General features: G+C 65.7%; 28 protein-coding genes. 20 read left to right on the top strand and 8 right to left on the bottom strand.

Annotation, left to right across the window (positions count from 1 at the left end):
- The first annotated feature begins 124 nt into the window (after positions 1-124).
- Positions 125-490: a DUF1801 domain-containing protein gene (locus RH857_RS05100; RefSeq protein ID WP_310536889.1), complete on the top strand. Its 366-nt coding sequence runs from the start codon at positions 125-127 to the stop codon at positions 488-490.
- Between the two features lie 101 nt (positions 491-591).
- Here the strand turns inward: RH857_RS05100 and RH857_RS05095 are convergent, their stop codons facing one another.
- Together RH857_RS05095 and RH857_RS05090 are read right to left on the bottom strand one after the other, a co-directional pair.
- Positions 592-1,101, bottom strand: coding sequence for a GNAT family N-acetyltransferase (locus tag RH857_RS05095; RefSeq protein ID WP_310536888.1), 510 nt, complete (start codon positions 1,099-1,101; stop codon positions 592-594).
- Positions 1,102-1,220: 119 nt separating this feature from the next.
- A complete protein-coding gene (locus RH857_RS05090; protein ID WP_310536887.1) occupies positions 1,221-2,816 on the bottom strand; it encodes a Na+/H+ antiporter NhaC family protein in 1,596 nt (531 codons plus the stop codon).
- Between the two features lie 185 nt (positions 2,817-3,001).
- Here RH857_RS05090 and RH857_RS05085 point away from each other — a divergent pair, with 185 nt between their 5' ends.
- The 8 genes from RH857_RS05085 to RH857_RS05050 all read left to right on the top strand — a co-directional run bounded on the left by RH857_RS05085 (position 3,002) and on the right by RH857_RS05050 (position 9,081).
- On the top strand, positions 3,002-3,781 hold the full coding sequence (locus RH857_RS05085; RefSeq protein WP_310536886.1) for a glycosyltransferase family A protein: 780 nt from the start codon (positions 3,002-3,004) through the stop codon (positions 3,779-3,781).
- 127 nt (positions 3,782-3,908) lie between these two features.
- On the top strand, positions 3,909-4,409 hold the full coding sequence (locus tag RH857_RS05080; protein WP_310536885.1) for a DUF2238 domain-containing protein: 501 nt from the start codon (positions 3,909-3,911) through the stop codon (positions 4,407-4,409).
- 117 nt (positions 4,410-4,526) lie between these two features.
- Positions 4,527-5,051: an isopentenyl-diphosphate Delta-isomerase gene (gene idi / locus RH857_RS05075; RefSeq protein ID WP_310536884.1), complete on the top strand. Its 525-nt coding sequence runs from the start codon at positions 4,527-4,529 to the stop codon at positions 5,049-5,051.
- Positions 5,048-5,944, top strand: a complete 897-nt coding sequence (locus RH857_RS05070; RefSeq protein WP_310536883.1) for a phytoene/squalene synthase family protein — start codon at positions 5,048-5,050, stop codon at positions 5,942-5,944. The genes idi and RH857_RS05070 overlap by 4 nt, the downstream gene beginning before the upstream one ends.
- Positions 5,941-7,548, top strand: a complete 1,608-nt coding sequence (gene crtI, locus RH857_RS05065; protein WP_310536882.1) for a phytoene desaturase family protein — start codon at positions 5,941-5,943, stop codon at positions 7,546-7,548. Before RH857_RS05070 ends, crtI begins: the two co-directional genes overlap by 4 nt.
- A 2-nt stretch (positions 7,549-7,550) precedes the next feature.
- On the top strand, positions 7,551-7,883 hold the full coding sequence (locus RH857_RS05060) for a lycopene cyclase domain-containing protein (RefSeq protein WP_310536881.1): 333 nt from the start codon (positions 7,551-7,553) through the stop codon (positions 7,881-7,883).
- Entirely contained in the window at positions 7,880-8,221 is a 342-nt protein-coding gene (locus RH857_RS05055) for a lycopene cyclase domain-containing protein (protein WP_310536880.1), read from the top strand. The genes RH857_RS05060 and RH857_RS05055 overlap by 4 nt, the downstream gene beginning before the upstream one ends.
- Positions 8,218-9,081: a prenyltransferase gene (locus RH857_RS05050; protein ID WP_310536879.1), complete on the top strand. Its 864-nt coding sequence runs from the start codon at positions 8,218-8,220 to the stop codon at positions 9,079-9,081. Before RH857_RS05055 ends, RH857_RS05050 begins: the two co-directional genes overlap by 4 nt.
- 8 nt (positions 9,082-9,089) lie before the next feature.
- On the opposite strand, the gene RH857_RS05045 is transcribed toward RH857_RS05050, so the two are convergent.
- The gene (locus RH857_RS05045; protein WP_310536878.1) at positions 9,090-9,836 is read right to left on the bottom strand and encodes a GAF and ANTAR domain-containing protein; all 747 of its coding nucleotides are present in this window, start codon (positions 9,834-9,836) and stop codon (positions 9,090-9,092) included.
- Positions 9,837-9,965: 129 nt separating this feature from the next.
- On the opposite strand from RH857_RS05045, the gene RH857_RS05040 reads away from it, so the two are divergent.
- The 6 genes from RH857_RS05040 to RH857_RS05015 all read left to right on the top strand — a co-directional run bounded on the left by RH857_RS05040 (position 9,966) and on the right by RH857_RS05015 (position 14,406).
- Positions 9,966-10,292 (top strand): hypothetical protein, encoded by a 327-nt coding sequence (locus RH857_RS05040; protein ID WP_310536877.1) that lies wholly within the window; start codon positions 9,966-9,968, stop codon positions 10,290-10,292.
- A 132-nt stretch (positions 10,293-10,424) separates the two neighbouring features.
- Positions 10,425-10,652, top strand: a complete 228-nt coding sequence (locus tag RH857_RS05035; protein ID WP_486348012.1) for a GNAT family N-acetyltransferase — start codon at positions 10,425-10,427, stop codon at positions 10,650-10,652.
- Positions 10,653-10,700: 48 nt separating this feature from the next.
- A complete protein-coding gene (locus RH857_RS05030) occupies positions 10,701-11,636 on the top strand; it encodes an aldo/keto reductase (RefSeq protein WP_310536875.1) in 936 nt (311 codons plus the stop codon).
- Positions 11,637-11,704: 68 nt separating this feature from the next.
- Positions 11,705-12,625 carry an NADP-dependent oxidoreductase gene (locus RH857_RS05025; RefSeq protein ID WP_310536874.1) on the top strand — a complete coding sequence of 307 codons (921 nt, stop codon included), beginning with the start codon at positions 11,705-11,707 and terminating at the stop codon, positions 12,623-12,625.
- Positions 12,626-12,651: 26 nt separating this feature from the next.
- Complete coding sequence (locus RH857_RS05020) at positions 12,652-13,161, top strand: ClbS/DfsB family four-helix bundle protein (protein ID WP_310536873.1); 510 nt, start codon at positions 12,652-12,654, stop codon at positions 13,159-13,161.
- 387 nt (positions 13,162-13,548) lie between these two features.
- Entirely contained in the window at positions 13,549-14,406 is an 858-nt protein-coding gene (locus RH857_RS05015; protein WP_310536872.1) for an Fpg/Nei family DNA glycosylase, read from the top strand.
- A gap of 167 nt (positions 14,407-14,573) precedes the next feature.
- On the opposite strand, the gene RH857_RS05010 is transcribed toward RH857_RS05015, so the two are convergent.
- The 4 genes from RH857_RS05010 to RH857_RS04995 form a co-directional block, all read right to left on the bottom strand.
- On the bottom strand, positions 14,574-15,656 hold the full coding sequence (locus tag RH857_RS05010) for an FAD-dependent oxidoreductase (RefSeq protein WP_310536871.1): 1,083 nt from the start codon (positions 15,654-15,656) through the stop codon (positions 14,574-14,576).
- A gap of 170 nt (positions 15,657-15,826) precedes the next feature.
- On the bottom strand, positions 15,827-16,411 hold the full coding sequence (locus RH857_RS05005) for a dihydrofolate reductase family protein (protein WP_310536870.1): 585 nt from the start codon (positions 16,409-16,411) through the stop codon (positions 15,827-15,829).
- Positions 16,411-17,382, bottom strand: coding sequence for an SRPBCC family protein (locus RH857_RS05000; RefSeq protein ID WP_310536869.1), 972 nt, complete (start codon positions 17,380-17,382; stop codon positions 16,411-16,413). The genes RH857_RS05005 and RH857_RS05000 overlap by 1 nt, the downstream gene beginning before the upstream one ends.
- Positions 17,383-17,394: 12 nt before the next feature.
- Positions 17,395-17,754, bottom strand: a complete 360-nt coding sequence (locus RH857_RS04995) for an ArsR/SmtB family transcription factor (RefSeq protein ID WP_310536868.1) — start codon at positions 17,752-17,754, stop codon at positions 17,395-17,397.
- Between the two features lie 256 nt (positions 17,755-18,010).
- Between RH857_RS04995 and RH857_RS04990 the strand changes: the two genes are divergently transcribed.
- Together RH857_RS04990 and RH857_RS04985 are read left to right on the top strand one after the other, a co-directional pair.
- Complete coding sequence (locus RH857_RS04990) at positions 18,011-18,385, top strand: cupin domain-containing protein (protein WP_310536867.1); 375 nt, start codon at positions 18,011-18,013, stop codon at positions 18,383-18,385.
- Between the two features lie 127 nt (positions 18,386-18,512).
- On the top strand, positions 18,513-19,661 hold the full coding sequence (locus RH857_RS04985; RefSeq protein ID WP_310536866.1) for a glycerol dehydrogenase: 1,149 nt from the start codon (positions 18,513-18,515) through the stop codon (positions 19,659-19,661).
- A 34-nt stretch (positions 19,662-19,695) separates the two neighbouring features.
- Here the strand turns inward: RH857_RS04985 and RH857_RS04980 are convergent, their stop codons facing one another.
- A complete protein-coding gene (locus RH857_RS04980) occupies positions 19,696-20,610 on the bottom strand; it encodes a LysR family transcriptional regulator (RefSeq protein ID WP_310536865.1) in 915 nt (304 codons plus the stop codon).
- A 92-nt stretch (positions 20,611-20,702) separates the two neighbouring features.
- Between RH857_RS04980 and RH857_RS04975 the strand changes: the two genes are divergently transcribed.
- Genes RH857_RS04975 through lysA form a run of 3 tightly spaced genes read left to right on the top strand, consistent with a single transcriptional unit; the run spans position 20,703 to position 24,613 of the window.
- Positions 20,703-21,455: a LysE family translocator gene (locus tag RH857_RS04975; protein ID WP_310536864.1), complete on the top strand. Its 753-nt coding sequence runs from the start codon at positions 20,703-20,705 to the stop codon at positions 21,453-21,455.
- Between the two features lie 17 nt (positions 21,456-21,472).
- A complete protein-coding gene (gene argS / locus RH857_RS04970) occupies positions 21,473-23,143 on the top strand; it encodes an arginine--tRNA ligase (protein ID WP_310536863.1) in 1,671 nt (556 codons plus the stop codon).
- A 24-nt stretch (positions 23,144-23,167) separates the two neighbouring features.
- Positions 23,168-24,613: a diaminopimelate decarboxylase gene (gene lysA, locus RH857_RS04965; protein ID WP_310536862.1), complete on the top strand. Its 1,446-nt coding sequence runs from the start codon at positions 23,168-23,170 to the stop codon at positions 24,611-24,613.
- The last annotated feature ends 5 nt before the right edge of the window (positions 24,614-24,618 follow it).

Genomic DNA, 24,618 nt, shown 5'->3' with positions numbered 1-24,618 from the left:
CGACCACCTGAATCATCGCGGAGAGACCTGATCTCACAGGACATGTCCGGATGGGGTGCTGCGCCTTGCTGCGCACTCACTTCACGAGCTGGTGCTGATACAGGCACCAGGAAAGGACACCACCATGGCCACCAACCCCAGCACCAAAGACGAGAAGAACCTCCAGCAGGTGCTCGACAAGATCGAGACTATGGACGAATCCGTGCGGGGCATTATGCGCCGCATGCACGAGGTCATCACCGCCGCCGCACCCGAGCTGAAGCCCCGCATCTGGTACGGCATGCCCGGCTACGCGAAATCCGCTAGCAGCCCCGTCCTGGTGTTCTTTCGCAAGGATGAGCTCATGACTCTGGGTATCAGCGAGAAGGCTCCGTTGAAGCCCGCTGGAGACCACGACGGTCTCCTCATGCCTGCCGCGTGGTACTTCGAGGACCTGGATGAGGCTACCGAGCGCCGCGTCGCCGAGATCGTGCGCTCCGCGGTCTCCTGACCCGACCACTCCGATCCGGCGCCATCGGGCGCGGAACTCGCCGGGTAAGAGAGGAGGGCGGCCCCCGCTGCGGCTGGGGAACCGCCCTCCTCTCTTAGGCATCAGGAAGCACGCTGGCTCCGGCCCTGCTGTCTGCGGACCATACGACGTTCCACACCCACCGGACCGTCTTTTGTGCTCCCATCGAACTCGAATCCGTGCCGCCGATAGAAGTTCACAGCCCGCTGATTGCCGTCCAGCACCCAGAGGAACGCAGGTTCCTCACCGATAGCAGCGGTGAGCAACGCATGTCCTAACCCAGTCCCATAAGCGCTGGCTCGGACGTAGAGTGCCAACAACTGCCGGGCAGGAAGACACGGGTCTGCCTGCCCGCGCGTGGTGGTGAAGGCGGTGAAGCCCACCAGTGCGCCGTCGTCATCCTGGGCGAGGAAATGCTCCTCCTCGGAGCCCTCGATCCGTCGGCGCCAGCCCTCGATACGCCCCTCACGCTGGTCTCTGCGGCCCCGGAGGATCTCCTCAGCAATCAGGCCCGCGTAGGCCTCGTCCCACACGTCCAGGTGCAGATCAGTCAGTGCTTCAGCATCTCCTGGAGCAGCGGGACGGATACGCATGCCCTGAGCCTAGCCGACGGTCCCAATGCCACCGGAGTCGGGGAGTCGAGGACTAGGGCCCTCATACCACTCCAAGCAGCAGACTAGACGGCAAGAAGACGTTGCCGCCCGGTCGGTGATCAGGCTCCGGCCTCCTGCTCAGCGGCCACCGGCGCGGAGATTGCCCGGGTGATGGCGACAAATGCCACCAGCCCGACGCCGACCACCACCAGACCCAGCACCACGCTCTGGCTCAAGGCCAGGGCCACATAGCCCAGGGTCGAGCAGACCGCAGCAGCGACCACGTAGGGAAGCTGGGTCAGGACGTGGGTGATGACGTTGCAACTGGACCCCGTGGCCGAGAGGATCGTGGTGTCGGAAACGGGGGAGGCATGATCGCCTGCGACGGCTCCGGCCAGGACCGCGCCCAGGACAGGCAGCAGCAGAGTGGGCTCGTCCATGGAGTTGATGATTCCGCCGGCGATCGGCAGCAGCAGGCCGAAGGAACCCCAGGAGGTGCCTGTGGCGAAGGACATCGCCGCGGCAATGAGGAAGACGACGGGAACGAGCCATCCGGCGGAGATGTTGGATGCTTCCACGAGCTCACCCAGGTAGTCGCCGGTGCCCAGCTCACCGATGAGATCGCCCAGCATCCACGCGGGGATCAGAATGGCGATGGCCGGCAGCATGGACTTCACGCCCTCGACCCAGCCTCGGGCGAAAGTCGAGGTCACGAATTCAGGGTTCTTCCGCGTGTTGCGCAGATAGTAGTAGACCGCGGAGATCAGGCCGAGCACGCCGCCGACCATCAGGGCCGCACTAGCGTCGGTCTCGGCCAGAATGTCGATGATGTTCCAGGTTCCCGCAGCGGCCTGGCCTGTCCAGACGATGCCGATGAAAACCCCGGCCACCAGCAGGGCGAAAGGAACGATCAGAGCGCGTCGGGCACCAGGGTCATGGACAGGAAGGTCCTCGGAGAGCTGCCCTGGGACGTCGTCGTTCGGGTCGAAGAGCTGCCCCTGAGTGAGAGCCCGGTGCTCTTCCTTCCGCATGGACCCAATGTCGATGCGGAAGATGATGACCAGCCAGACCAGTACTGCGGCTGCGATGGCGTAGTAATTGGCCACGGCCGCACCGAGGAAGGCCTGCACACTGCTCATCGACAGCGACGACGCCGCAATGATCGGCACCAGGATGCCCATGATGTAGGCACCCCAGCTGGAGAAGGGGGAGAGCACGGAGACCGGCGCCGAGGTGGAGTCGATGATGTAGGCCAGCTTGGCCCGTGAGACTCGATGCTGGTCGGTCACCGGACGCGAGATCTGACCAACCGCCAGGGCGTTGAAGTAGTCGTCGATAAAGATGACGATGCCCAGGATCGCCGGCAGGAACATGGACCCCGGCCGCTTGCGGATGCGCCGCATCGCCCAGGCGGCGAATGCCGTGGTGCCGCCGGACATGAGGATGAAGGCCGCGAGGACCCCCAGCATCAGCAGGAAGATCAGGATGTACACCGACCAGGTGTTGACCTCACCATCTGCCCAGAAAATGGCGGCAAAGGCACCCCAGACGCTGCGCAGAGCCTCGAGGGGATTAAGATCGTGGATCAGCAGGGCAGCCGCCACCACGCCGGAGCCGAGACTGATGAGCACCCTTTTGGTGAGGATCACCAGGGTGAGCGCCAACACCGGCGGAACCAGGGTGAGAAGCGGGTGCGACGTCGTGAGGTCGCTCATGGTGCCTTTCGCAGGGGAGATCGTGCTCAACGCAGGACGGTTCACCCGCAGGCACTGCATGCTGATGGCGTCAGAGTTGCTCGTCAGCGCAGGGCAGCGGGAAAAGACCCGGGTCATCCTACCCTGCTGGGGCGCGTAGAGTGGCCCCAGGGACGCAGGGCAGAAACCGGACGGGGGAGCGGCATATGGAACAGCCCGGGCGGCAACTGCCCGTGGAGAGCCGCAGCTGTCAGATCTCCGTGGTCATCCCGGTCAAGGACGACGCTAAGGAGCTGGCTCTCTGCCTTGCCGCTCTTGGGCAGCAGACCCGCAGACCCGATGAAGTGATCGTGGTGGACAACGACTCCACGGACGACTCCGCCACCGTTGCCGCCGTCTGGGGAGCCACCGTGCTCACCTGCACTGACCCGGGCATTCCCGCGGCCAGCTCCCACGGGTACGACCACGCAACCGGTGATCTGATCCTCCGGCTTGATGCCGACTGCGTGCCGCCTGACACCTGGGTGGCCGACGTCGAACGCGCCTTCGCCCGGGACAGCGCGCTGGGAGCCGTCACGGGTCCCGCACGCTTCCACGACGGGCCGCGTTTGCTCCGCGCGCCGTTGGCGGCGGCATATCTGGCCGCCTACACCGCGGCCGGGGTGCTGGCCCTGGGGCACCGTCCGCTCTTCGGCTCCAACCTCGCGATGCGGCGCGCGGTCTGGGAGACAGTCGCGCCGTCCATCGAGCGCGGTGATCCTGAGCTGCACGACGATTTTGCTCTGTCCTACCGCGTCGGGGAGTGCTTCCGCATAGGGCGGCTGCGAGCAGACCCTATGGGGATCTCCATGCGGCCCTTTGGGAGTCTGAGCTCCTTGAGGCGGCGGGGTCGCCGGGGCTTCCACACCGTGAAGGCTCAATGGCCTGAGGATTTTCCGCCGTATCGGTGGCGCAAACTGGTCTCCAGACCGGTGAAAGGAGGTTGAGATCGGCACGCCCGCCCATCAGCACCGTCACGAATCCCCGGGGTCCGCCTCCCGGCTGATCGCCAACTTTCTGCGTCCGGCACGCGGACCAGCCGAGATATGCGCGGATCTGCTGCGCGTGGTGGGCGTGCTCAGCGTCGTTGCTGCCGCCATCTGGTACAGCCTCACGGACGCTGGAATCCTGGCCTTCGCGCTGCCCGGGGTATTTGCTCCGCGCTTCCTGGGGCTGCGCTCCGGGGCCGACATCGTCTGCTCCATCACCCTGCTGGTCGCTGCCTGGAGCAACGTCTTTGACCTCTACACGAGCATCAGTTGGTGGGACGTGCTGATCCACGTGGTCTGCACCGCGGTGCTTGCCGCCGTCGTACACGCGTGGGCAGCTCATCTGGGTGTGGTGAGCGCGCCTCGAGAGACGTCCTTGTCGGTGACGGTCATGGTGACGGCCGCGATCGGCCTGGCCCTGAGCGCCCTCTGGGAGATGGTTGAGTGGTTCGGCTACGTGGCGATCACCACTGACATCTACGTGACCTACCACGACACCATCGGAGACATGGCCGCCGGGGGCGCGGGCGCCTGTGCTGCGGGGCTGCTGCTGCGGCATATGAGCCTGCTCAGAGACCAGCCCTGAGACCCGCTGCTTGCGTCGTTGTCCTTCCCTGGGAGACTCCTGGGGGCCGTCAGGCTTCGGATGCTACCCTGAGCCACCATCGGCCCTGGTCAGGGACGCCAACCACGGGAGAACTTCATGGAGCACGTTGTCCTCGTATCCGACGACGGGACGCCCACCGGCTCCCTGCCCAAGAGCGAAGTCCATACGACGACGACGCCGCTGCACTTAGCGTTCTCCTGCTACCTCGTGGGCGAGGACGGCCGGATCCTAGTGACGCGCCGAGCGTTGAGCAAGACCGCGTGGCCCGGCGTCTGGACCAACAGCTTCTGCGGCCATCCGCAGCCGGGCGAGGAGCTTGAAGCGGCGGTGCATCGCCGCGCGGCGCAGGAGCTGGGCGCCGAGATCTCCGGACTGCAGCTGGTGCTCCCTGACTTCCGCTATCGGGCGGTGGATGACAGCGGCATCGTCGAGAACGAAATCTGTCCCGTGTTCACCGCTCAACTGACTGGTCCGCTGGATCCGCACCCCGCTGAGCTGATGCAGTGGGACTGGGCCCACCCGGTCGCGCTGCGGCAGGCAGTGGAGGCGGCGCCCTACGCCTTCAGCCCCTGGATGGTGGAGCAGCTGGCGCAAATGCCCTGGTGGGGTGCGAACAGATGACCACCACTAGCCTCCAACGCTTCAGCCGGGCCGCGGAGTCCGCGGCGAGTGACGTCATCGAGGAGTACTCGACGTCGTTCGGCCTGGCGACACGCCTGCTGGGGTCCCGACACCGTCAGCATGTACGCAATATCTACGCCATGGTGCGGGTTGCCGATGAGATCGTCGACGGAGTCACCAGCCAGGCGGGACTCGACGCTGCAGGCCAGCGCGCCGCACTGGAGTCCTATGTCCTGCAGACCCATGCCGCCATGCACTGCGGATACAGCAGCGACTTGGTGCTTCACGCCTTCGCCGGCACAGCGCGGGCCAGCGGTATCGGCACAGAGCTCACGGGGCCGTTCTTTGAGGCCATGCGCGCAGACCTGCGGGAGGCAGGCTCCTGCTCGGGAGAAGTCAGGACACTCAGCGATGCCGAGCACCAACGGTACGTCTACGGCTCCGCAGAGGTGGTGGGGCTGATGTGCCTGCGGGTGTTTCTGCGAAACGAACATCGCACCCCGGAGCAGTTACGCCGACTGGAGCGGGGGGCCTGTGCGCTGGGAGCAGCGTTCCAGAACGTCAACTTCCTGCGGGATCTGGCCGAGGACACGCAGCACCTGCACCGCAGCTACCTCACTACCGAGTCACGACTGACCGGCGCGCGAAAGGCCGCATGGGTCGCCACGATTCGTGAGCAGCTCACCGAGGCCCGTGACTCCACAGCCCTGCTGCCCCGGGACGCCCGCACCGCGGTGCGCACCGCGCTGGTGCTGTTCGAGACGCTCAACGAGAAGATTGCCCGAACCACTGTTGAGGAACTCTACACGCGGCGGGTCCGTGTCTCCGATCCCGCCAAGGGGCTGCTGGCAGCACGGGAGATGCTCAAGACCTGGCGCGAGGGAGCGGTATGAGCAGAGTCATCATCATCGGGGCCGGCATCGCCGGTTTGGCGACCGCCGGGCTGCTGGCCAGAGCGGGACACGACGTTCACGTGGTGGAGAAGAACGCCCACGTCGGCGGGCGCGCCGGAAACCTCGACGCCGAGGGCTTCCGGTTCGATACCGGACCGTCCTGGTACCTGCTGCCCAGGGTCTTCGATCACTTCTTCGAGCTCATGGGTACGTCCACGCGCGCCCAGCTCGATCTGGTCCCGCTGGACCCTGGATACCGAGTCTTCGCGGAGCCGGTCCCCGGAGCGCTCCCGGCGGAGACCGTGACGGTCCCGCGAGGGAGGGACCGGGTCATCGAGCTCTTCGACTCCCTCGAACCGGGTGCGGGTCAGAGGCTTCGGGAGTACCTGCGCTCGGCCGCGCACACCACAGACATGGCGGAGAAGCACTTTCTCTACAACCCGTTCTCGCGGCTTTCCACGCTGACGCACCCGGAGATTCTGCGCTCTCTGCCCGAGCTGACCAAGTTGCTGCTCACTAGTCTCGAAGACCATGCTGCCGCGTCGTTCAAGCACCCGGTGCTCCGCCAAATCCTGGGCTACCCGGCGGTCTTCCTTGGAACCGAACCCGCACGCGCCCCGGCCATCTACCACCTCATGAGCGCCATGGATCTGGACGAGGGTGTCCAATACCCCCGGGGAGGGTTCGCCGCCGTGGTGGAGAGCCTCAAGAAGCTGGCTCTGGACCACGGAGCTCGCATCACGTGCCAGGCCGAGGCGCAGCGCATCCTCGTTTCAGAGGTCGCCAGCGGGCGCCCCCGCGCCCGGGGCGTGCAGTGGCGTGATCCGTCGGGGGCCCTGCACACCCAAAGTGCCGACGTCGTCGTCTCCGGCGCGGACCTCCATCACACCGAGACCACGCTCGTGGAGGCCCCGTACAGAACGTATCCGCAGCGCTGGTGGCGCCGCCGCACCAGCGGCCCGGGAGGCGTGCTGGTCATGCTGGGGGTACGAGGGAGTCTCGAGCAGCTGCCCCACCACGGGCTCTTCTTCGCCCGAGACTGGAAACGCAACTTCGGGGACATCTTTGGACCATCCCCCCGCGTTCCGGCGCCCGCCTCCTTCTATGTGTGCCGTCCCAGCGCCACCGACGACGCGGTGGCCCCGCCGGAGCATGAGAACCTCTTCGTCCTGGTGCCGGTGCCCGCTGATCCGTCCCTGGGATCGGGAGGTGCCGACGGCCACGGGGACCCCGCTGTCGAACGGGCCGCCGATGCCGCCATAGCGCTGATCTCTGAGTGGGCGGGGATCAGCGATTTGGGAGAGCGCATCGTGGTGCGACAGACCAAGGGTCCGCAGGATTTTCTCAGGGACTTCCATTCCTGGCGTGGGGGCATGTTAGGACCCGGTCACACCCTGGGGCAGAGTGCGATGTTCCGAGCCCGTAATGCCTCCCGCAAGGTAGCGGGCCTTTACTACGCGGGCGCCACCACCTCTCCCGGAGTCGGGGTGCCGATGTGCCTGATCAGCGCGGAACTGGTGGTCAAGCGCATCCTCGGTGACCATTCCGCGGGTCCGCTTCCTACGCCCCTGAAACCGCATACCGACGCCGGAGGGAGGGGATAGCCATGGGAGCCGTCTATCTCCTGCTGCTCCTGACCTCTCTGGGATGCATGCTTCTGCTGGACTACCGATTTCGCCTGTTCTTCTGGCGTGATTGGATCTCAGCGGCGATCGTGACCGTGGTGGGCACGGTCTTCTTCCTCATCTGGGACGCATTCGGGATTGCGCTGGACATCTTCTTCCGCGGGGACGCCGTCATCGCCACCGGCATTGTCCTGGCCCCCGAAATGCCCTTGGAAGAGCCGATCTTCCTCATATTCCTCGTAGTGTGCACGATGGTTCTCTACACCGGCAGCGTACGCATCCTTCATCACCGCAGAAGGCAGGAGTCCCGATGACCTACCTGAGTCTGTCCCTGTGGTTCATCGGCGCGGCGGCGCTCATTGCCGTGCTGCTGCCGCTGTGCGGAGGGGGCCGGCGCTCGGCCCGGCCGAACCTCACGGCCGTCGCCCTGACGCTGCTGGCGCTCATTATCCTGACCGCCGTCTTCGACAGTCTGATGATTGCTGCGGACCTGTTCTACTACGCACCTGAGATGCTGGTAGGGGTGCACATCGGCCTCGCACCCATCGAGGACTTTGCCTATCCGGTGGCCGGAGGCATCTTGCTGCCAAGCCTATGGGCGCTGCTGCGCAGCCGGCGCCGCAGCACCGAACCCGTCTCGAAGACCTCATGAGCACCGCAGTGCGCCAGGTGCTTCTGGCTTCCCGCCCCGTGAGCTGGATCAATACGGCCTTCCCCTTCGGGGCCGCGTACCTGCTCAGCACCGGCGAGATCGACATGATCATGGTGGTGGGCATCGTGTACTTCCTGATCCCGTACAACCTGGCGATGTACGGCATCAACGACGTCTTTGACTACGCCTCCGACCTGGCCAATCCCCGCAAGGGCGGGGTCGAAGGCGCCTTGCTGGCGCCACGACTGCACCGACCCGTCCTATGGGTCGCGGCCGTGACCACCCTGCCCCTGCTGGTGCTGCTGGGGTGGTGGGGCGGCCCCGGCAGCTGGTGGGCCCTGGCGTTGAGCGCCTTCGCTGTGGTGGCCTACTCCGCCCCGGGCCTGCGCTTCAAAGAGATCCCGTTTCTGGATTCGGTGACCTCCAGCATCCACTTCGTCAGTCCCGCCGTGGTGGGCCTGACGATGGCTCGTGCAGAGCCCAGCACCGGGATGGTGCTGACCCTGACGGCGTTCTTTCTCTGGGGTATGGCCTCCCACGCATTCGGGGCCGTGCAGGATATCGGCCCCGACCGGCAGGCGGGCATCGGGTCCGTGGCCACGGTGCTCGGTGCTGCGCGGACAGTCCGCGTCTCGCTGACGCTGTGGGCTTGCGCCGGCCTCGTGATGCTCTGGGTTCCCTGGCCGGGACCTCTGGCAGCTGTGCTGGTCGTGCCCTACCTGCTCAATGCGGCCCCCTGGGCGCGGGTGAGCGACGCCGAAGCCGCAGGCACCAACTCCGCATGGCGCCGGTTCATCTGGCTCAACTACGGTGCGGGTTTCCTCGCGACGATGCTGCTCATACTGGCGTGGCAGGGTTGAACCCTGCTTCAGCCCGCCGCACCAGCTGAGGCGTCAAAAGCCGTGATCGGCGCGGGCTGCCCGATGCCGCCGATCAGTTCTTCAGCAAGAACACGCAGCTTCATATTGCGGTTGCTGGAGGCCTGCTGGAGGATCGCGAAAGCCTCCTCCTGGGTGCACCGGTTCTGGCCCATGATGACTCCCACGGCCACATTGATGCTGGTTCGGGACTCCATGGCCCTGCGGCGGTGCTCGGCGTCTTCCTGGGAGGCAGCGATCCGCAGAGCAATGCCGACTACCTGTGAGGCCATGCGGGTGTAGAGCAGAGCGGTCTCGATGTCCCGTTCGCTGAATGCGTGGGGTTCGGTGCAGTAGAAGTTCGCTGCTGCCGTCGTCGGGCCTTCGAGCTCCAAGGGCACGGCCAGGATGCTGCGCAACCTGTTGCTGCGCACCGCCGCGAGGTAGTCGGGCCAGCGGTGCTCACTGTCGGTATCAGGCACATGGACCAGCGTGTGAGTGCGCTGGGCATGCAGGCAGGGTCCATCGCCCACATTGATCTGGATCTCGTCCATCAGCGCGACCTGCTCAGAGCTGCTGGCGACGACGACGTTGCGCCGGGCGCGAGTCAGGGTCACGCCGCACAGGACCGGACGGTGTTGGGACAGATGCTCCGCGGAGGCCCGGGCCAAGGAGTCTAAGAAGGTGGAGAAGTCATGGTCCTGAACCAGCAGGTCATAGAGGGAGACCGAGGGGTCAGGGGTGAGGATGGCATCCACGGCGGGCCCGATTCTGTGCAGTGCTGCCGCCCAGCGCGAACAGACTGAGCGTACTTTATCCCAAAGTTGGACTATGATCTCAGGCAGGAGTTCAGCAGAGGGCTCGCGGCACTGATCGGGAGCAACTCCATGAACCTCAACCACATTCCCCGCTGTGACATCGTCATCGAGCAGAGCACAGCATCCCTGCACCTGGTGGTCTCCGGGTGCTTCACCATCGAAGGCTGCGGCCAGCTCACGGACATTCTCCAGAGCAATCTGCTGGTTCAGACCGCCTCCGAGGTGCTCATCGACCTACGCGAGGTCGAGCATCTGGAGCCGGTGGCGCTCGCTGCACTGGAGCTGCACCTGCTGCAGCACGATAGCTCGGAATCGTCTCTGCGCGTGGGCGTCGAGACTCCGGACTTTCCGATGAGCTGTGAGGAAGCAGCCTCGGGGCCGCTCAGCGAGGTCTGACACGCGACAGGTGCGTCACATGCCGGTGCTCCTGTGTGATCGTGGGGCGCACATCGCCTGTGAGTCTGGAGGTCGCTATGACAGAGCTGAGCAGCCCGCGTACCGCTGTGCAGGTGCGTCCCTGACTCCAAGATGGAGATGCTGTTTGTGCATGAGCAGGCGCGGGGGCAGGGCCTGGGCACTGCGCTCACGGACTACGTCATCAAGCACCATGCGGTGAGCGAGGTGGACGTCAACGAGCAGAATCCCCAGGCCGTAGGCTTTTATCTGTCTCGCGGGTTTCAGCAGGTGGGCCGCAGTGAGATGGACGGTTCCGACCTGCCCTATCCGCTGCTGCACCTGCGTCTGCCCGAGGCCTGAGCGGGCCTCCACCGGCGAGTCAGCACTGTCCCCGAGCACGAGGTGAGAATGCGCACCGTGGAGATGCCCCACGCCGGACTGTCCGCGCCCCAGGTCATTCTGGGCATGATGCGGATCGCCGACAAGGACGACGACGCCATCCGGACCCTGGTTGCAGCGGCCCGAGACGCCGGCGTCGACTACTTCGACCATGCCGACATCTACAGCCCGGGCCTGACCCTCCACGAGTGTGAACGCCGGTTCGCTCAAGCGATGCAGCTCACTCCAGCTCAGCGGGACCAGATCACGCTGCAGACCAAAGTCGGCATCGTCAAGGACGGCCCGTTCTACGACTTCTCCTACGAGCACATCACGGCCTCGGTGGAGGAGTCCCTGCGGGCGTTGGCCACCGACTATATCGATGTGCTCCTGTTGCACCGCCCGGATCCGCTGGTCGAGCCCGAGGAGGTCGCGCGTGCCTTCGATGAGCTCAGCGCCGCGGGCAAGGTCCGCAGCTTCGGAGTCTCCAACCACACCCCGGCCCAAATGGAACTGCTGAGACGGAGTCTGAATCAGCCGTTGAGCGTCAATCAGATGCAGTTCTCCCTGCCGCACGCCGCCATCGTCACCGAGGGGCTCGCGGCCAACACTCTGGGTGCCTCCCCTCATGTCTCTCCTGACGGTGCAGGAGTCATCGAGTACTGCCGGATGCACGGAATCAGCCTGCAAGCGTGGTCCCCCTACCAGTCGCCCACCGGGGTCTTTGTGGGTAGCCCCGACTATCCCGAGCTCAATGACGCGCTCGACCGGCTGGCGCAGAAGTATGAGGTCACTCCCACCGGAATCGCCACGGCGTGGATCACCCGTCACCCCGCCGATATCCAGGTGGTGCTGGGCACCACGCAGGCGGTTCGCGTGCACGAGGCCGTCGCCGGTGCCGCCGTGGGACTGCAGCGTGATGAATGGTTCGAGCTGCTGCGCGCGGCCGGCCACGCAGTGCCCTGAACACACGCTCCCTCTGCAGGGCCTTCAGCGAGCGGAATGCTCCCCGGTGAGGCGATGTTGTCACGGATATGCGCGCGATGACTTATGCCGAGTATGGCGAGCCCCAGTCCCTGCAGCTCTTTGACGTTCCGATGCCCAAAGTGGGACCGGGCTACGTCCTGATCAAAGTCCACCGGACCTCGGTGAATCCGGTGGACTGGAAACTGATGACCGGAGCCCTGGATCCGCTGCTGGACACCGTCTTTCCCGTCATCCCCGGCTGGGACGTGGCCGGTGAGATCGAGGCCGTGGGCCCGGACGTACCCGAGTTCACGCCCGGTGAGCGTGTTGCCGCCTACGCCCGCAAGGACTTTGTCCACGGCGGCACCTACGCCGAGTACGTCTCAGTGCGTGCGGTGGACGTGGCTCGCATTCCCGACGACGTCGACCTCGACTCCGCCGCGGGCCTTCCGCTGGTGGGTCTGACCGCGCTGCGGTCGCTGGAGGCGCTGAACCTCACCGCCGAGGACACGGTGCTCATCCATGCCGCCTCCGGCGGGGTGGGGCATATCGGTGCCCAGCTCGGCGCCGACCTGGGAGCCACCGTGATCGGCACGGCCTCAGAGAAGAATCACGAGATTCTGCGCAGTATCGGGGTGACGCCCGTGACTTATGGTGAGGGACTTCAGGAGCGGGTCCGCGAGATTGCGCCCGATGGCGTCACCGCTGTCGCTGACTTCGTCGGGGGAGTGGTGCCCCAGACTCTGGCGCTCTTGGCGGAGGGCGGCCGCCACGTCTCCATCGCCGATCCCGGGGTGCTTGAGCACAACGGTCAGCTGATCTGGGTGCGTCCTGACGGCCCCCGGCTGGAGTCACTGCTGCAGAAGATCGCCGAGGGGCGCCTGCGCGTGGACATCGATACCATCTACCCCTTGGAGCAGGCTGCTGAGGCCATGGAGCACAACAAGCGCGGCTCACGCGGCAAGATCATCATCGACGTTACCCGCTGACAGCCGTTTCACGATTCGGATCAGTCATGGCGGTTCCTCAGAGCAAGGTCGAGTTGCAGGAGGCAATCCGCAGCTCCTATGACAAGTTAGCCGCGGACCTGGCCCGTGTCCCGGAGGCCATGGCCCGTGAGGCATCGATGCCGGGCCATAAGACCGGATCTCTGATGAGTCCGGCGGACCTGGTGGCCTACCTGGTCGGCTGGGACGAGCTGGTGCTCTCCTGGCACGCCCAACGCAACGAAGGTCGAGTCCCGGAGCTGCCGGCACCGGGCTACAGCTGGAACGCACTGGGGGACCTGGCACTGAAGTTCTACGCGGATCATGCCAAGGACTCCTCGTCTTCACTCCTGCGGCAGCTGGAAACGGCCAAGACCGCGATTCTTGAGCTGGTGGACGGGCTCGACGACGCCGAACTCTACGGGGAGGCCTGGTACGGCAAGTACACGGCGGGCCGCATGATTCAGCTCAACACGTCCTCGCCCTACAGCAACGCGCGCACCAGGGTACGAGCCTGGCTCCGCGAACACGGGCTGTGAGCGCGTGGGGCGGTCCGACGGCGACCGGCCGCGGGATCAGACGATGAACGCCGCGCCGATCAGCGCCCATGCCGGAAGCAGGTGCCGTGGCCCCCAGGCGGACTCAGTGACGGCGCAAATACACGCTCGCAGAGCACAGGGCCATGGCCATGATGACCATCACCCCGAACGTGAGGGCAGCGACCTGACCAGCGGCAGTGACGAGGTTCAGAATGTTCTCCATGCCTTCAACGCTACGGATCCAGGGCGTGACGGGCATCGCCGAGCAGGTGGATCTCTGTCTCATCCCCGTGGGGGAGGAACGCTGTCCGGTGCGGCGCGCGGCTCCTCCTGGGGTCGCATGCTGCTCTTCGCCCCGTGTGCGGGCAGGGTGATTAGGATGTCACTATGCCGGAGCTGCCGGAGGTCCACGCCCTCGCTGCAGATTTACGTGAGCGCCTACGGGGGCATACCGTCCAGCGCCTGGAGGTTTTGGCGTTCAACGCGCTGAAAACAATTGATCCGACACCCCAGGCGCTGGTGGGAGCCACCGCCGTCGACGTCGTGCGCCGCGGAAAATTTCTGGACCTTCGCTTCGGTGATATTCATTTAATTATTCACCTCTCCCTGGCCGGCTGGATCCGCTGGCGGCCGGACGCGCCCAAGCCGGCCTCGTCGCGGTCGCGGAAGAGCCCCCTTGCGGCGAGGTTGATGCTGGAGGACGGATCTGGACTCGACATCACGGAGGCCGGTACCAAAAAGGGGCTGGCGATCTACTTGGTCCGGGACCCCCTGGAGGTTCCCGGCGTCGCCGATCTAGGTCCGGATGCCCTGGAGCTCGACCGTGCCCGCTTCGCCGCCATTCTCAAGGACGCAGGCAAGGTGCGGATCAAAACTGTCCTGCGCCGGCAATCACTGGTCGCCGGAATCGGCAACGCCTACTCCGATGAGATTCTGCACGCGGCCAGGATGTCCCCGTTCCACCCCGCCGACATGAGCGACGACGACGTCTCTGAGCTCTACACGGCCATGCGCCAGACGTTGCTGGATGCGGTGGAGCGCGCTTCGGGGCATACTGCCAGCGAGCTGAAGAAGGAGAAGAAGTCCGCGCTCGCGGTCCACGGGCGTTTCGGGGAGCCGTGCCCGGTATGTGGCGACACCATCCAGCAGGTGGTCTACTCCGACTCCAGCTTTCAGTACTGCCCCACCTGCCAGACCGGCGGCAAGAAGCTCTCAGACCGGGGTATGGACCGTCTGCTGAAGTAGTCAGCTCTTACTTTTAGAGACGCGCCTTGGCGAAGTCCGGTGTGGGTTCGGGGAGGATTCCGTGCGAGACCAGCCGGGCCGGCAATGCGCTCAACGCCGGCATGTGCCGCAGCACCGAGACCAGCGGCGCAGGCGCCCGCTGCGCCGGCCCTGGAAGGTCGGCTGGATCACCGCCCGGTTGACCGCCCGCTGAACGGTCTGAATCGCGCGGGTGGGCAGCATACGACGTCGCTGGACCCGCGCCAGATCTCTGACCGAGACAGCCCCGCGCTGTAGAGCAGGAGCCAGGATCCGCGCGGCGGCCACGGCGTCCTGGACCGCCAAGTTGATCCCCACGCCACCGGGGTCATCGCATGGGCTGCGTCCCCAATGCACAGCATGCCCTCTGCCCACCGCCGCCGCAGCAGATTCAGGCGCACGTCGAGCAGGTGGACCTGATCCATGGTGCTAAGCGCGCCCACCCGGTCTGCGAAGTCCGGGCTCAGGGCGGTGACGCGGGCACGGAAGCTGTCGACGCCTTCCTCCCGCAGGTGTGGGTCACTGCCTTTGGGTGCCAGATAGGCCAGCTGGTAATAGTCTGTCCGGTGCAGGGTCAGCAGCACCTCACTGCCACGGATCAGCGGGGCGATGCGGACCTCCTGCCGGTCATCGGGGTGCCGTGGGAGTCTGAACCACCAGGTATCGAACGGAACCGGGTACTGCACCTCGGGCAGATTCAGCTGCTGCCGCAGGCTGGAGTTCCGGCCCTCACACACCACCGTCAGATCAGCGCGCAGCTCTCGCTCGACGCCGTCGGTACGGGACCGGTACCGGACACCGGCGACCCGGCCGTGCTCCTGCAGCAGGCTCAGACTTTCGGACTCCATATGCAGGCTGAAGGTTGGCTCCTGCTGCGCCTCCTGAGCCAGCAGGTTCAGCAGGTCCCACTGCGGGACCATGCCCACATAGGTATAGGGCTCAGGCAGACGGCTGAAGTCCGCGACGGTTACCGGGGACCCGTGACGGTCCGGGATCTGCAGATTGCCCAATCTGCCCTGCGGCAGTCTGCGGAACTTCTCTCCGAGGCCGAGATCGTCCAGCAGTCGCATGGTGGAGGCGTGGACGGTATCCCCGCGGAAGTCGCGGAGGAAGTCGGCATGCTTCTCCAGGACGGTGACCTCGATCCCGGCACGGCTGAGCAACAGGCCGAGCACGATGCCGGCCGGCCCACCTCCGGAGATGAGGACTGTGGTGCGCTCAGGGTGCCCCACTGTCTTAGCTCACTGGGCCAAACTCAGCGGACGGATATCAGGTGTGTCTGCCATAACCACGACCTCTCAGGTTCGAGCGGGAGCGACGACCTGCCAGGCCTGCCCGTCGGGATCATCAGCAGCATCGCGTGTGATGACCACACTGATGTGCCGGCTTGTCATCCCGGTGCTCATGAACCTTCCCGGGCGACGTCGTAGATCAGCTTGTGGATTCCGTTGCCGTAGGTCTCTTGATCGGTGAGTATCAGCCGGGTGGCGTCCTGGTCCGCGCTGCTGAACAGGCGCTTGCCGGCGCCGAGAAGCAATGGGAAGACCAACAGGTGATACCGATCAACCAGACCGGCCTCAGCCAGCGAATGTCCCAAGGTAGCGCTGCCGTGAACGAGGATAGGTCCGCCCTGGGTCTCCTTGAGCCGCGCGACCTCTTCCACAGAGCGCAGCACTGAGATCTCGCCCCAGTTCTCCACCACCTCATGGTCCTCAAGCTGGGTCGAGACCACATACTTGGGCAGCTCGTTGTACCGGGCGAACTCCTCTGTCATCTTCGGCCAGACCGGGGCGAAGGCCTCATAGCTGTGCCGTCCCAGCAGCAACGCCCCGGCCTCCTGCTGCTCAATGTCCTTCAGCTCGTACGCTGCGTCATCGTGAGGGAGCTGATTGAACGTCCATCCGGCGTTGCGATAACCCTCCTCGCCGCCAGGGGCTTCCATCACTCCGTCCAGGGAGACGAATGCGGTAATGATCAGCGTGCGCATCAGGCGGCCAGCACTTTCTCCAGGCGGGAGTAACTGATCTCCATGCCCTCGGTCATGCCGGTGGCCAGTACGGTGTCGCGCAGCTCCTTGCTGTCATAGGTGATGACTAGCGAGAGCAGGGTGCCACCCTCGACGGGGGTGAGGGTCTGTTCGTTCAGGGTGGGTGGGCCGTCGATGCCCTCCATAGCCTCGGTGGTCACCTCCCTATGCGGTGGCTGGGACTCCCTGACCTCGCCGGTCAGGGCGAAGCCGTTCTCCCCGTTCGCATCCGCCCAGGCGTAGCGATACGTCTGCCCCGCCTCCGTGGCCACCTGACAGTTGGTGAACTGCCAGCCGTCCGGGCCGAGCAGCCAGCGCTGCAGCAGCTCCGGGGCGTGGTGGGCATCCCAGACCTGCTGAGGCGTGCCGCGGATGACCCGGCTGACCCGGACCTGCGTATCGCTGAGCAGCTGCGCCTCGGTGGCCCGGTCGGCGGCGAAGCTGCGCAGATCTGTGAGGACGTCGTCGATCTGTGCCATGGCGGCGCGGGTGCCTTCTTCCATGCCCATCTCCAGCAGTTGCTCCAGCTCCTCGGCGGAATTGAAGTACGTGATGGTGGTCAGGCGAGAGCCCTCGGCGGTCTCCTCGAAGGTGAAGACCATCCGCATCGATGGCATCTGTTCATTGGGCTGACCGTCCTCACCAGCAAATCCGTCGAGGACTTCGAAGGAGTGTCCTTTCTCCACGGCGAGGTATTCCCAGTACCCGGCGGACCGGTCGCCCTCTGGTCCGGTCATGTAGTACTCGCTGCGCCCGCCAGGATAAAGATCGTGACGGGTGAAGGTGGCGGGATAGGTCGGCGGCCCCCAGAATTTCTCAATCTGGCGCGGGTCGGCATAGGCGTCCCACAGTCGACTGATCGGCACGGGAAAATCGGCGACGATTGTCATCGTGAGGTTCTCCGGGTCTTTCTCGACGGACGTGACGGGCATGGCATGGCCTTTCTAGGGAGGAGGTGGGTCCTCGGCGAGCAGGGCGTCGAGCCGATCGATGCGCCCCTGCCAGAGGCGTTCGTAGGCGTTCAGAAGGGTCTGGGCTTTGCGTAGGGCGTCTGGGTTTCCGCGGATGAGGCGCTCGCGACCGCTCCGGTGCTTGGTGACGAGTCCAGCTCCCTCAAGAACAGTGATGTGCTTCTGTACAGCCGCGAAGGACATCTCGTAGCGGTCGGCAAGATCGGAGATGGAAGCTTCCTCGGTAAGGGTCCGCCGCACGATGTCACGGCGCGTGGAATCAGCGAGCGCACGGAAGATCCGGTCCACCTCGGCGTCGCTGAGAGGCGTGTGCTGAGCTTGATGTGCAACCATTTGGTTTCACATTACGGCGCGACTGCGCTGCGGTCAATAGTGGGGAGCCGGTGTAGTTGAGAGCTTCATGCACCTGGCGCGGATGAGGCTTTGGTGAGGACGTTCCGGGCCTCGCTCCCCAGGGGTCACGAGGTGCTAGCGCCGCTCAAGATCCAGGCGATGTCTTCGGGCGATATCCCTGTGGGACCTGCAGGCATTGTGCGAGACCGCGCCGCTGCGGCACACTGGGGCCAGTCGGACGAGGAGCGTGAGCCCAATGATCACCGTGACCAGCAGGTCGGAGCTGACCCAGTCGGACAGCGCGCCCGATCCCACCGCTGAGCCACAGGATGGGACCGTCCTCTTTGAGGGCAGACACCACCACTCAGGCGTGACCTTCTTCTGGGCAGACACTCCGCCGGGCTCTGGTCCCGAGACTCATTGGCACCCTTATACCGAGACGTGGGCCGTCATCGAGGGGGATGTCGAGATCTCCGCCGATGGGGAGACTCTGCAGGCAGCCACGGGGGACATCGTGACCGTGACCGCCGGAACTGTGCATCGCTTCTGGAACACCGGTGCTGAGAACCTCCGTATGCTCTGCATCCACGCCTCACCGGAGCTTATCGAGCATGAAGTCCCGCAAGACTGACCCTCATCACTGAGGGATGGGCTGGCGGGGGCCTGGACCCGTGTCAGCGGGTCTTCCTAGACTGGCGGCACAGCACGGAATAAGGGTCAGCAACGTAACGAAGCAGCGAAACGAGAGTGGAGTGACTATGAACAACGTCGTCGAACATGTCCTGGCAGCCCCATCCCGCTACGTGCAGGGCAGGAACGTCATGAAAAAGCTGGGCAGCCATCTGAAGCCGCTCGGGTCCCAGCCTCTTCTAGTCGCCGACGACGTCGTCTGGGGGATTGTCGAGGATTCTGTGACAGCAGGCTTCGCGGAAGCCGAGCTGCCCGTGACGCGCGTGGGGTTCGGGCGCTTCGCCACGGCTGAGGCGGTGGACTCCCTGGTGGAGACCATCCGCAGCGGGGGCCATGATGTCATCGCAGGCGTGGGCGGGGGCTCAGCGATCGATGCGGTCAAAGCTGCCGGCCATCTGGCCGGGATCCGGTGGGCCAGCGTCCCCACCGCCGCCTCCTCTGACGCCCCCACCTCTGCACTGTCGGTGATCTACACCGACGAAGGCGAGTTCGTTGAGTACCGGTTCTTCCCCAAGAACCCCGATCTAGTCCTCATCGACACCGTCCTCGTGGCCAACGCCCCGGAGAGGTTCCTGGTCGGCGGGATCGGGGACGCGCTCGCCACCTGGGTAGAAGCCCGTGCCGTGGCAAAGACTCGGGCCAAGACCATGGTGGGCGACGCCCCCACCCACACCGGCACTGCACTGGCCGAACTCTCCTGGAGAATTCTCTGGGAGAACGCACTCGACGCGCTCGACGCCGTGCGGTCACACACGGTCACGCCGGCATTAGAAGCCGTAGTGGAGGCGAACACACTGCTCTCAGGGCTCGGATTCGAATCCGGCGGACTCGCCGCGGCCCACGCCATCCACAACGGCATGACGGCAGCACCGCAGACCCACGGACTGACCCACGGTGAGAAGGTCAATATCGGGACCCTCACCCAGCTGATCCTGGAGGGCGCACCCGCTCAGGAGATCGAGGACTTCATCGTGTTCACCACCAAGGTGGGGCTGCCCAATAGCCTGGCCGAAATCGGCCTGACTCCGGATGACGCTCAGGACATCGGCGCCATCGCCGCGGCTGCTACCGCGGAGGGGGAGACGATCCACAATATGCCCTTCACCGTGACCGCAGATCTCGTGGCCGAGGCGATGAAAGTCACCGAAACAACCTCTCGCCGAGTTCGTGCTGCCCATGGCCTGCCGGAGCCTCAGCTCTACCGGGCCCCTCACTAGAGAACCTTCCCCGTCTCGCGGCAGCGGTCTCTAGTCAGTCCTCCGGGCGCAGGCCGGCCTCCGCGGCCAGTGTGCGGAGGGTCTCCAGCGCCACCGTCACGGGGCGTGTGCTGCCGCGGTCCTGCCGCACGTGAGCGACCACCCGGCGCTGCAGCTGAGGTTTCTCCAGCGCTCGGATGCTCACACGTGCGGGCGCGTCCTGCAGCGCCAGCCGGGTCAGGACCGTGATCCCGACGCCGGCCCCTACCAGGCTCAGGGCGGCGTAATGGTCGTCCAGTCGTGCGACCACGTTGGGGGAGAAGCCCGCGGCGCGGCAGGCCGAACGGATGATCCGGGTGGCCGGCGTCTCATAGATGTCGTGGTCGATCCAGAGCTCGTCGCGCAGCTCATGCATCGGGACGCGCTCGTAGGACTCCAGACGGTGACCAGCGGGGAGGGCGACGTCGAACTCCTCCACCCCCAAGGGGTACCGCAGGTAGCCCTCCAGTCGCTCCTCCGGTGCCTCGAGGCTCTCCTGACGCAGGTCCAGATCCACCGGCTGGGGGGAGCGGCCCAGCGGGGTCTCGTTGAGGCTGATCTCCACCGTGACCTCGGGAGACTCCCGCCTCACAGCGGTGACCACGTGCGGCAGCCATTCCTTGGCCGCTGAGGAGAAAGAGGCCAGGGTCAGCTGGCGGGTGCGTCCGCGCCGCAGGTCCTCCGCAGTTCGCTCCAACCGGTCCAGTTCAGCCAGCGCGTCCTCGGCGTGCTCAGCCAGCTGCAGGGCAGCAGGGGTGGGCATCAGGCCTCTCCCGTGTTTGATAAACAGGTCCAGACCGGTCTCCCTGGCCAGCTCCGTCATGTGCTGGCTCACCGTAGCGGGGGAGTAGTGCAGGTTCCTCGCCGCCGCATGCAGCGATCCGGCAGCTAGCACGGCCTTGAGAATGCGCAGTCGGTGAGGGCTGATCATGGCTCCCATCGTCCCAGAATGTTCGGGAATGGCGAACGGTTCATGGTTTTTATCTGCTTGTCCCGTTGGACATCCGACCGGACTATGGAGGGGTGACTTTCAGTACCTACTTTGCCCTGGTCGGCGTTGCTGTCATCCTTGCGGTGACCCCCGGGCCCGACACGATGCTCTCCCTGCGCTATGCCCTCTCCTCCCGGCGCGCCGGGCTCGATGCTGCCACGGGATCCTCCCTTGCCGCATTCATCTGGGCAGCGCTAGCTGCCACAGGTCTGGCCGCTCTCTTCGAGACCTCCCCGCTGGCCTATGAGGTGCTCAGCCTGGTGGGCGGCTGCTATCTGATCTTCCTGGGCAGCCGCGCCCTGTTCACGGCGAGGACCCGGATGCGGGCCGCTGTGCCAGCGGCGAAGACCTCTGAGCGGCGGAGCGTTCTGGTGGGCGCTGGATCTGCAGCGCCGCTGCCCGACTCGCCGGCCTCTCCTCTGGCCGGTGAGCATGCCGCCGCCCGGGCCGCCTCCGAGGTGATGGGACCCCGTGCGCGCACAGGCCTCCTGGCGGGGATGGGCACGTGCATGACCAACCCCAAGGTGGGGCTCTTCTTCCTCGCCCTCTTCCCGCAGTTCACTCCGCAGGATTCCTCACTGGCCTTCACGGTCGGTGTGCTCGGGGGAACTGTGGCACTGACGATGTGGCTCTACTTGGTCGGCGTCGTGCTTCTGGTCGACGCCGCCAACCGCTGGCTCTCCAACCCGAGGGTCACCGGCTGGATTGAGCTGGTCAGTGGACTGACCCTGCTGGGGCTGGGTGTCTTCATGCTCGCCAGCGGGGCGACAGGAGTGCTGGCCTGAGGCTTTAGGATGGGTGGGTGACTCCTGAAGAACTCTCCCATGTGGTGAAATCTGCCCTGTTGCAGTCTGTCGACGCCGGCGAGCTGACCCTCCCTGAGGGCGCGGCCTCCCTGCCTGATGACATCCGCGTGGAGCGACCCAAGAGCCGCGATCACGGCGACTGGGCCACCACCGTTGCCCTGCAGCTGGCCAAGAAGGCCGGTATGAACCCGCGGCAGCTGGCCGAGGCGCTCGCCGCGCGTCTGCGTGAGGTCTCCGGTATCTCCGCCGTTGGGATCGCCGGACCTGGCTTTATCAACATCACCCTCGACGCTGCCGTGGCTGGCCAGCTCGCCCGCACCATCGTTGAGTCCGGGGAGCGATTCGGGCACAACGAGGCGCTGGCCGGCCACACCGTGAACCTGGAGTTCGTCTCCGCGAATCCGACCGGGCCGCTGCACATCGGCCACACCCGCTGGGCGGCACTGGGTGACGCCATTGGGCGACTGCTGCGGGCTTCCGGAGCCGAGGTCACCAACGAGTACTACATCAACGACGCCGGCAATCAGATGAACGTCTTTGCCTCCAGTGTGATGGCGCGCATCCACGGCGAGGATGTGCCCGAAGGCGGCTATCCGGGCGAGTACACCAAGGACCTGGCCGCGGAAGTCCTGGCCGCTCGTCCGGAGATCAGGGACATGCCCCGCGAGGAGGCCCTCCCCATCGTGCGCGAGCTGGCCTATCAGTCTCAGCTGGCACAGATCAAGAAGACCCTGGCCGACTTCGGGGTGCACTTCGACGTCTACTACTCCGAGACCACCCTGCACACCGAAGGCAAGATCGAGTCCGCCATCGCGACGCTGCGCGAGCAGGGCCACATCGAGGACCGCGACGGTGCCATCTGGCTGCGCACCACCGACTTCGGTGACGATAAGGACCGAGTGCTCATCAAGGCCGACGGCGAGCCCACCTACTTCGCGGCCGACGCCGCCTACTACCTCACCAAGCGTGAGCGCGGCTTCGAGAAGAAGATCTACCTGCTCGGCGCCGACCATCACGGTTACGTGGCCCGTCTGAAGGCCATCGCGGCCTGCGCGGGTGACGACGCGGAGAAGAACATCGAAATCCTCATCGGCCAGCTGATGAGCGTGCGCGGAGCCAAGCTGTCCAAGCGTGCCGGCAACATCATCGAACTTGCCGACCTCATCGAGTGGCTGGGCACCGATGCGCTGCGCTACACCCTGGCGCGGTTCCCCGCAGACTCGCCCATCGACGTCGACCCGGAGCTGCTGCAGTCTAAGACCAATGACAACCCGGTCTTCTACGTGCAGTATGCCCACGCCCGCGCCTGCAACGCCGCCCGTAACGCGGCTGCGCTGACGGTGGACCGCTCGGCCTTCGACGCCAGCCTGCTCACCCACCCCACGGAGGAGGAGCTGCTGGCTCACCTGGGGCGGTTCCCCTCCACTGTGGCCTCGGCCGCTGAGCTGCGGGAGCCTCACCGCGTGGCACGCTACCTGGAGTCCCTGGCCAGCGCCTATCACGGCTGGTACGCCAAGTGCCGCATGTCGCCCAGCACACACGAGGACGGCAGTGTGGAGGATGTCACCGACCTGCACCGCACGCGGCTGTGGCTCAACGACGCCACCGCCCAGGTGCTGCGCAACGGGCTGGCGCTGCTCGGCGTCAGCGCGCCCGAGAAGATGTAGCGACAAGCGAGGCAGGAGCACCCCATGACCACGCCCCACTCGCTGGCCCCCGAATGGCTCAGCGCACGTGAGAACACCGACGACCTGGAGGAGAAGCTCTTCCCCTCCGACGCGCTGCGCAACGACCGCGGCGAACTGAGCATCGGGGGCATGTCCGTCACTGAACTTGCCCAGAAGCACGGGACCCCGCTGTACGTCATCTCCGAGTCAGACTTCCGCGCCCGGGCGGCAGCCTTCCGCGACAGCTTCGCGCAGGCCTTCGCTCCCGAGGCTGAGGTTGATGTGTACTACGCCGGCAAAGCCTTTCTCTCCACCCATGTGGCCGCCTGGGCCGCTGAGGAGGGATTGTGCGTGGACACCGCCAGCGGCGGTGAGCTCGCGATCGCCCTGGCCGGGGGAGTCCCGCCCTCGCGCATCGGCCTGCACGGCAACAACAAGTCAGACGCCGAGATCACCCGTGCCCTGGAGGCCGGCGTGGGACGCATCATCGCTGATTCCCTGGATGAGATTGAGCGCATCTCTCGGATTGCGACCGCCCTGGGAGTCATTGCGCCCGTGATGCTGCGGCTGACCCCCGGCGTACACGCCTCGACCCACGAATACATCGCCACCGCCCATGAGGACCAGAAGTTCGGACTGTCCCTGACCCCGGTCCCTGGTTTCCAGGCCGAGGATGCCAATCCCTATCTGGGCTCCCCGGCGTGGACGGCAGTGGAGAGGGCGCTAGCTTCGGAGGGCGTGGAGCTGAAGGGTCTGCACTGCCACATTGGCTCCCAGATCTTCGAGCCTACTGGGTTCGAGCTGGCGGCCACCAAGCTGATCGCCTTCCTCGAACGCATCCAGGCGGGACTCGGCGTCACCCTGGCTGAACTGGATCTGGGCGGGGGACACGGCATCGCCTACACGGAGGCCGATGCGCCGCGGCACCCGCAGCAGATTGCTCAGGCGCTGGCGGCCACCGTGAAAGCCGCCTGTGCCGAGCACGGGCTCGCCGTGCCGCGCATCAGCATCGAACCCGGCCGTGCCATTGCCGGGCCCGCCGGTATCACGCTCTACACGGCCGGAGTGCAGAAGGACGTCGTCGTCGAGGGCGACCTCACGCGCCGTTACATTGCGGTCGACGGCGGCATGGGTGACAACGCCCGGCCGGTGCTCTACGACGCCGACTACTCGGCAGTACTGGCCTCTCGGCGAGTCACCGGAGAGCACACGCTGTCTCGGATTGTGGGCAAACACTGCGAATCCGGAGACATCGTTGTCCGAAACGTATACTTGCCGTCGGCTGTGGCGGCCGGAGACATCCTCGCCGTCCCGGCCACCGGGGCCTACTGCCACTCGCTAGCGAGCAACTATAACTATCTGACCCGACCGGCCGTCGTTGCGGTGAAGGACGGCACCTCCCAGGTGCTCATCCGGCGCGAGACCGAGGACCAGATGCTCAGCCGCGACACCGGCTTCAACCCCGCCTGAGACGC

This window comes from Nesterenkonia flava (genome assembly GCF_031432335.1).
Classification (GTDB): Bacteria; Actinomycetota; Actinomycetes; order Actinomycetales; family Micrococcaceae; genus Nesterenkonia; species Nesterenkonia flava.
Note: the sequence above shows the minus strand (reverse complement) of the source record. Positions and strands in the feature narration are given on the sequence as shown.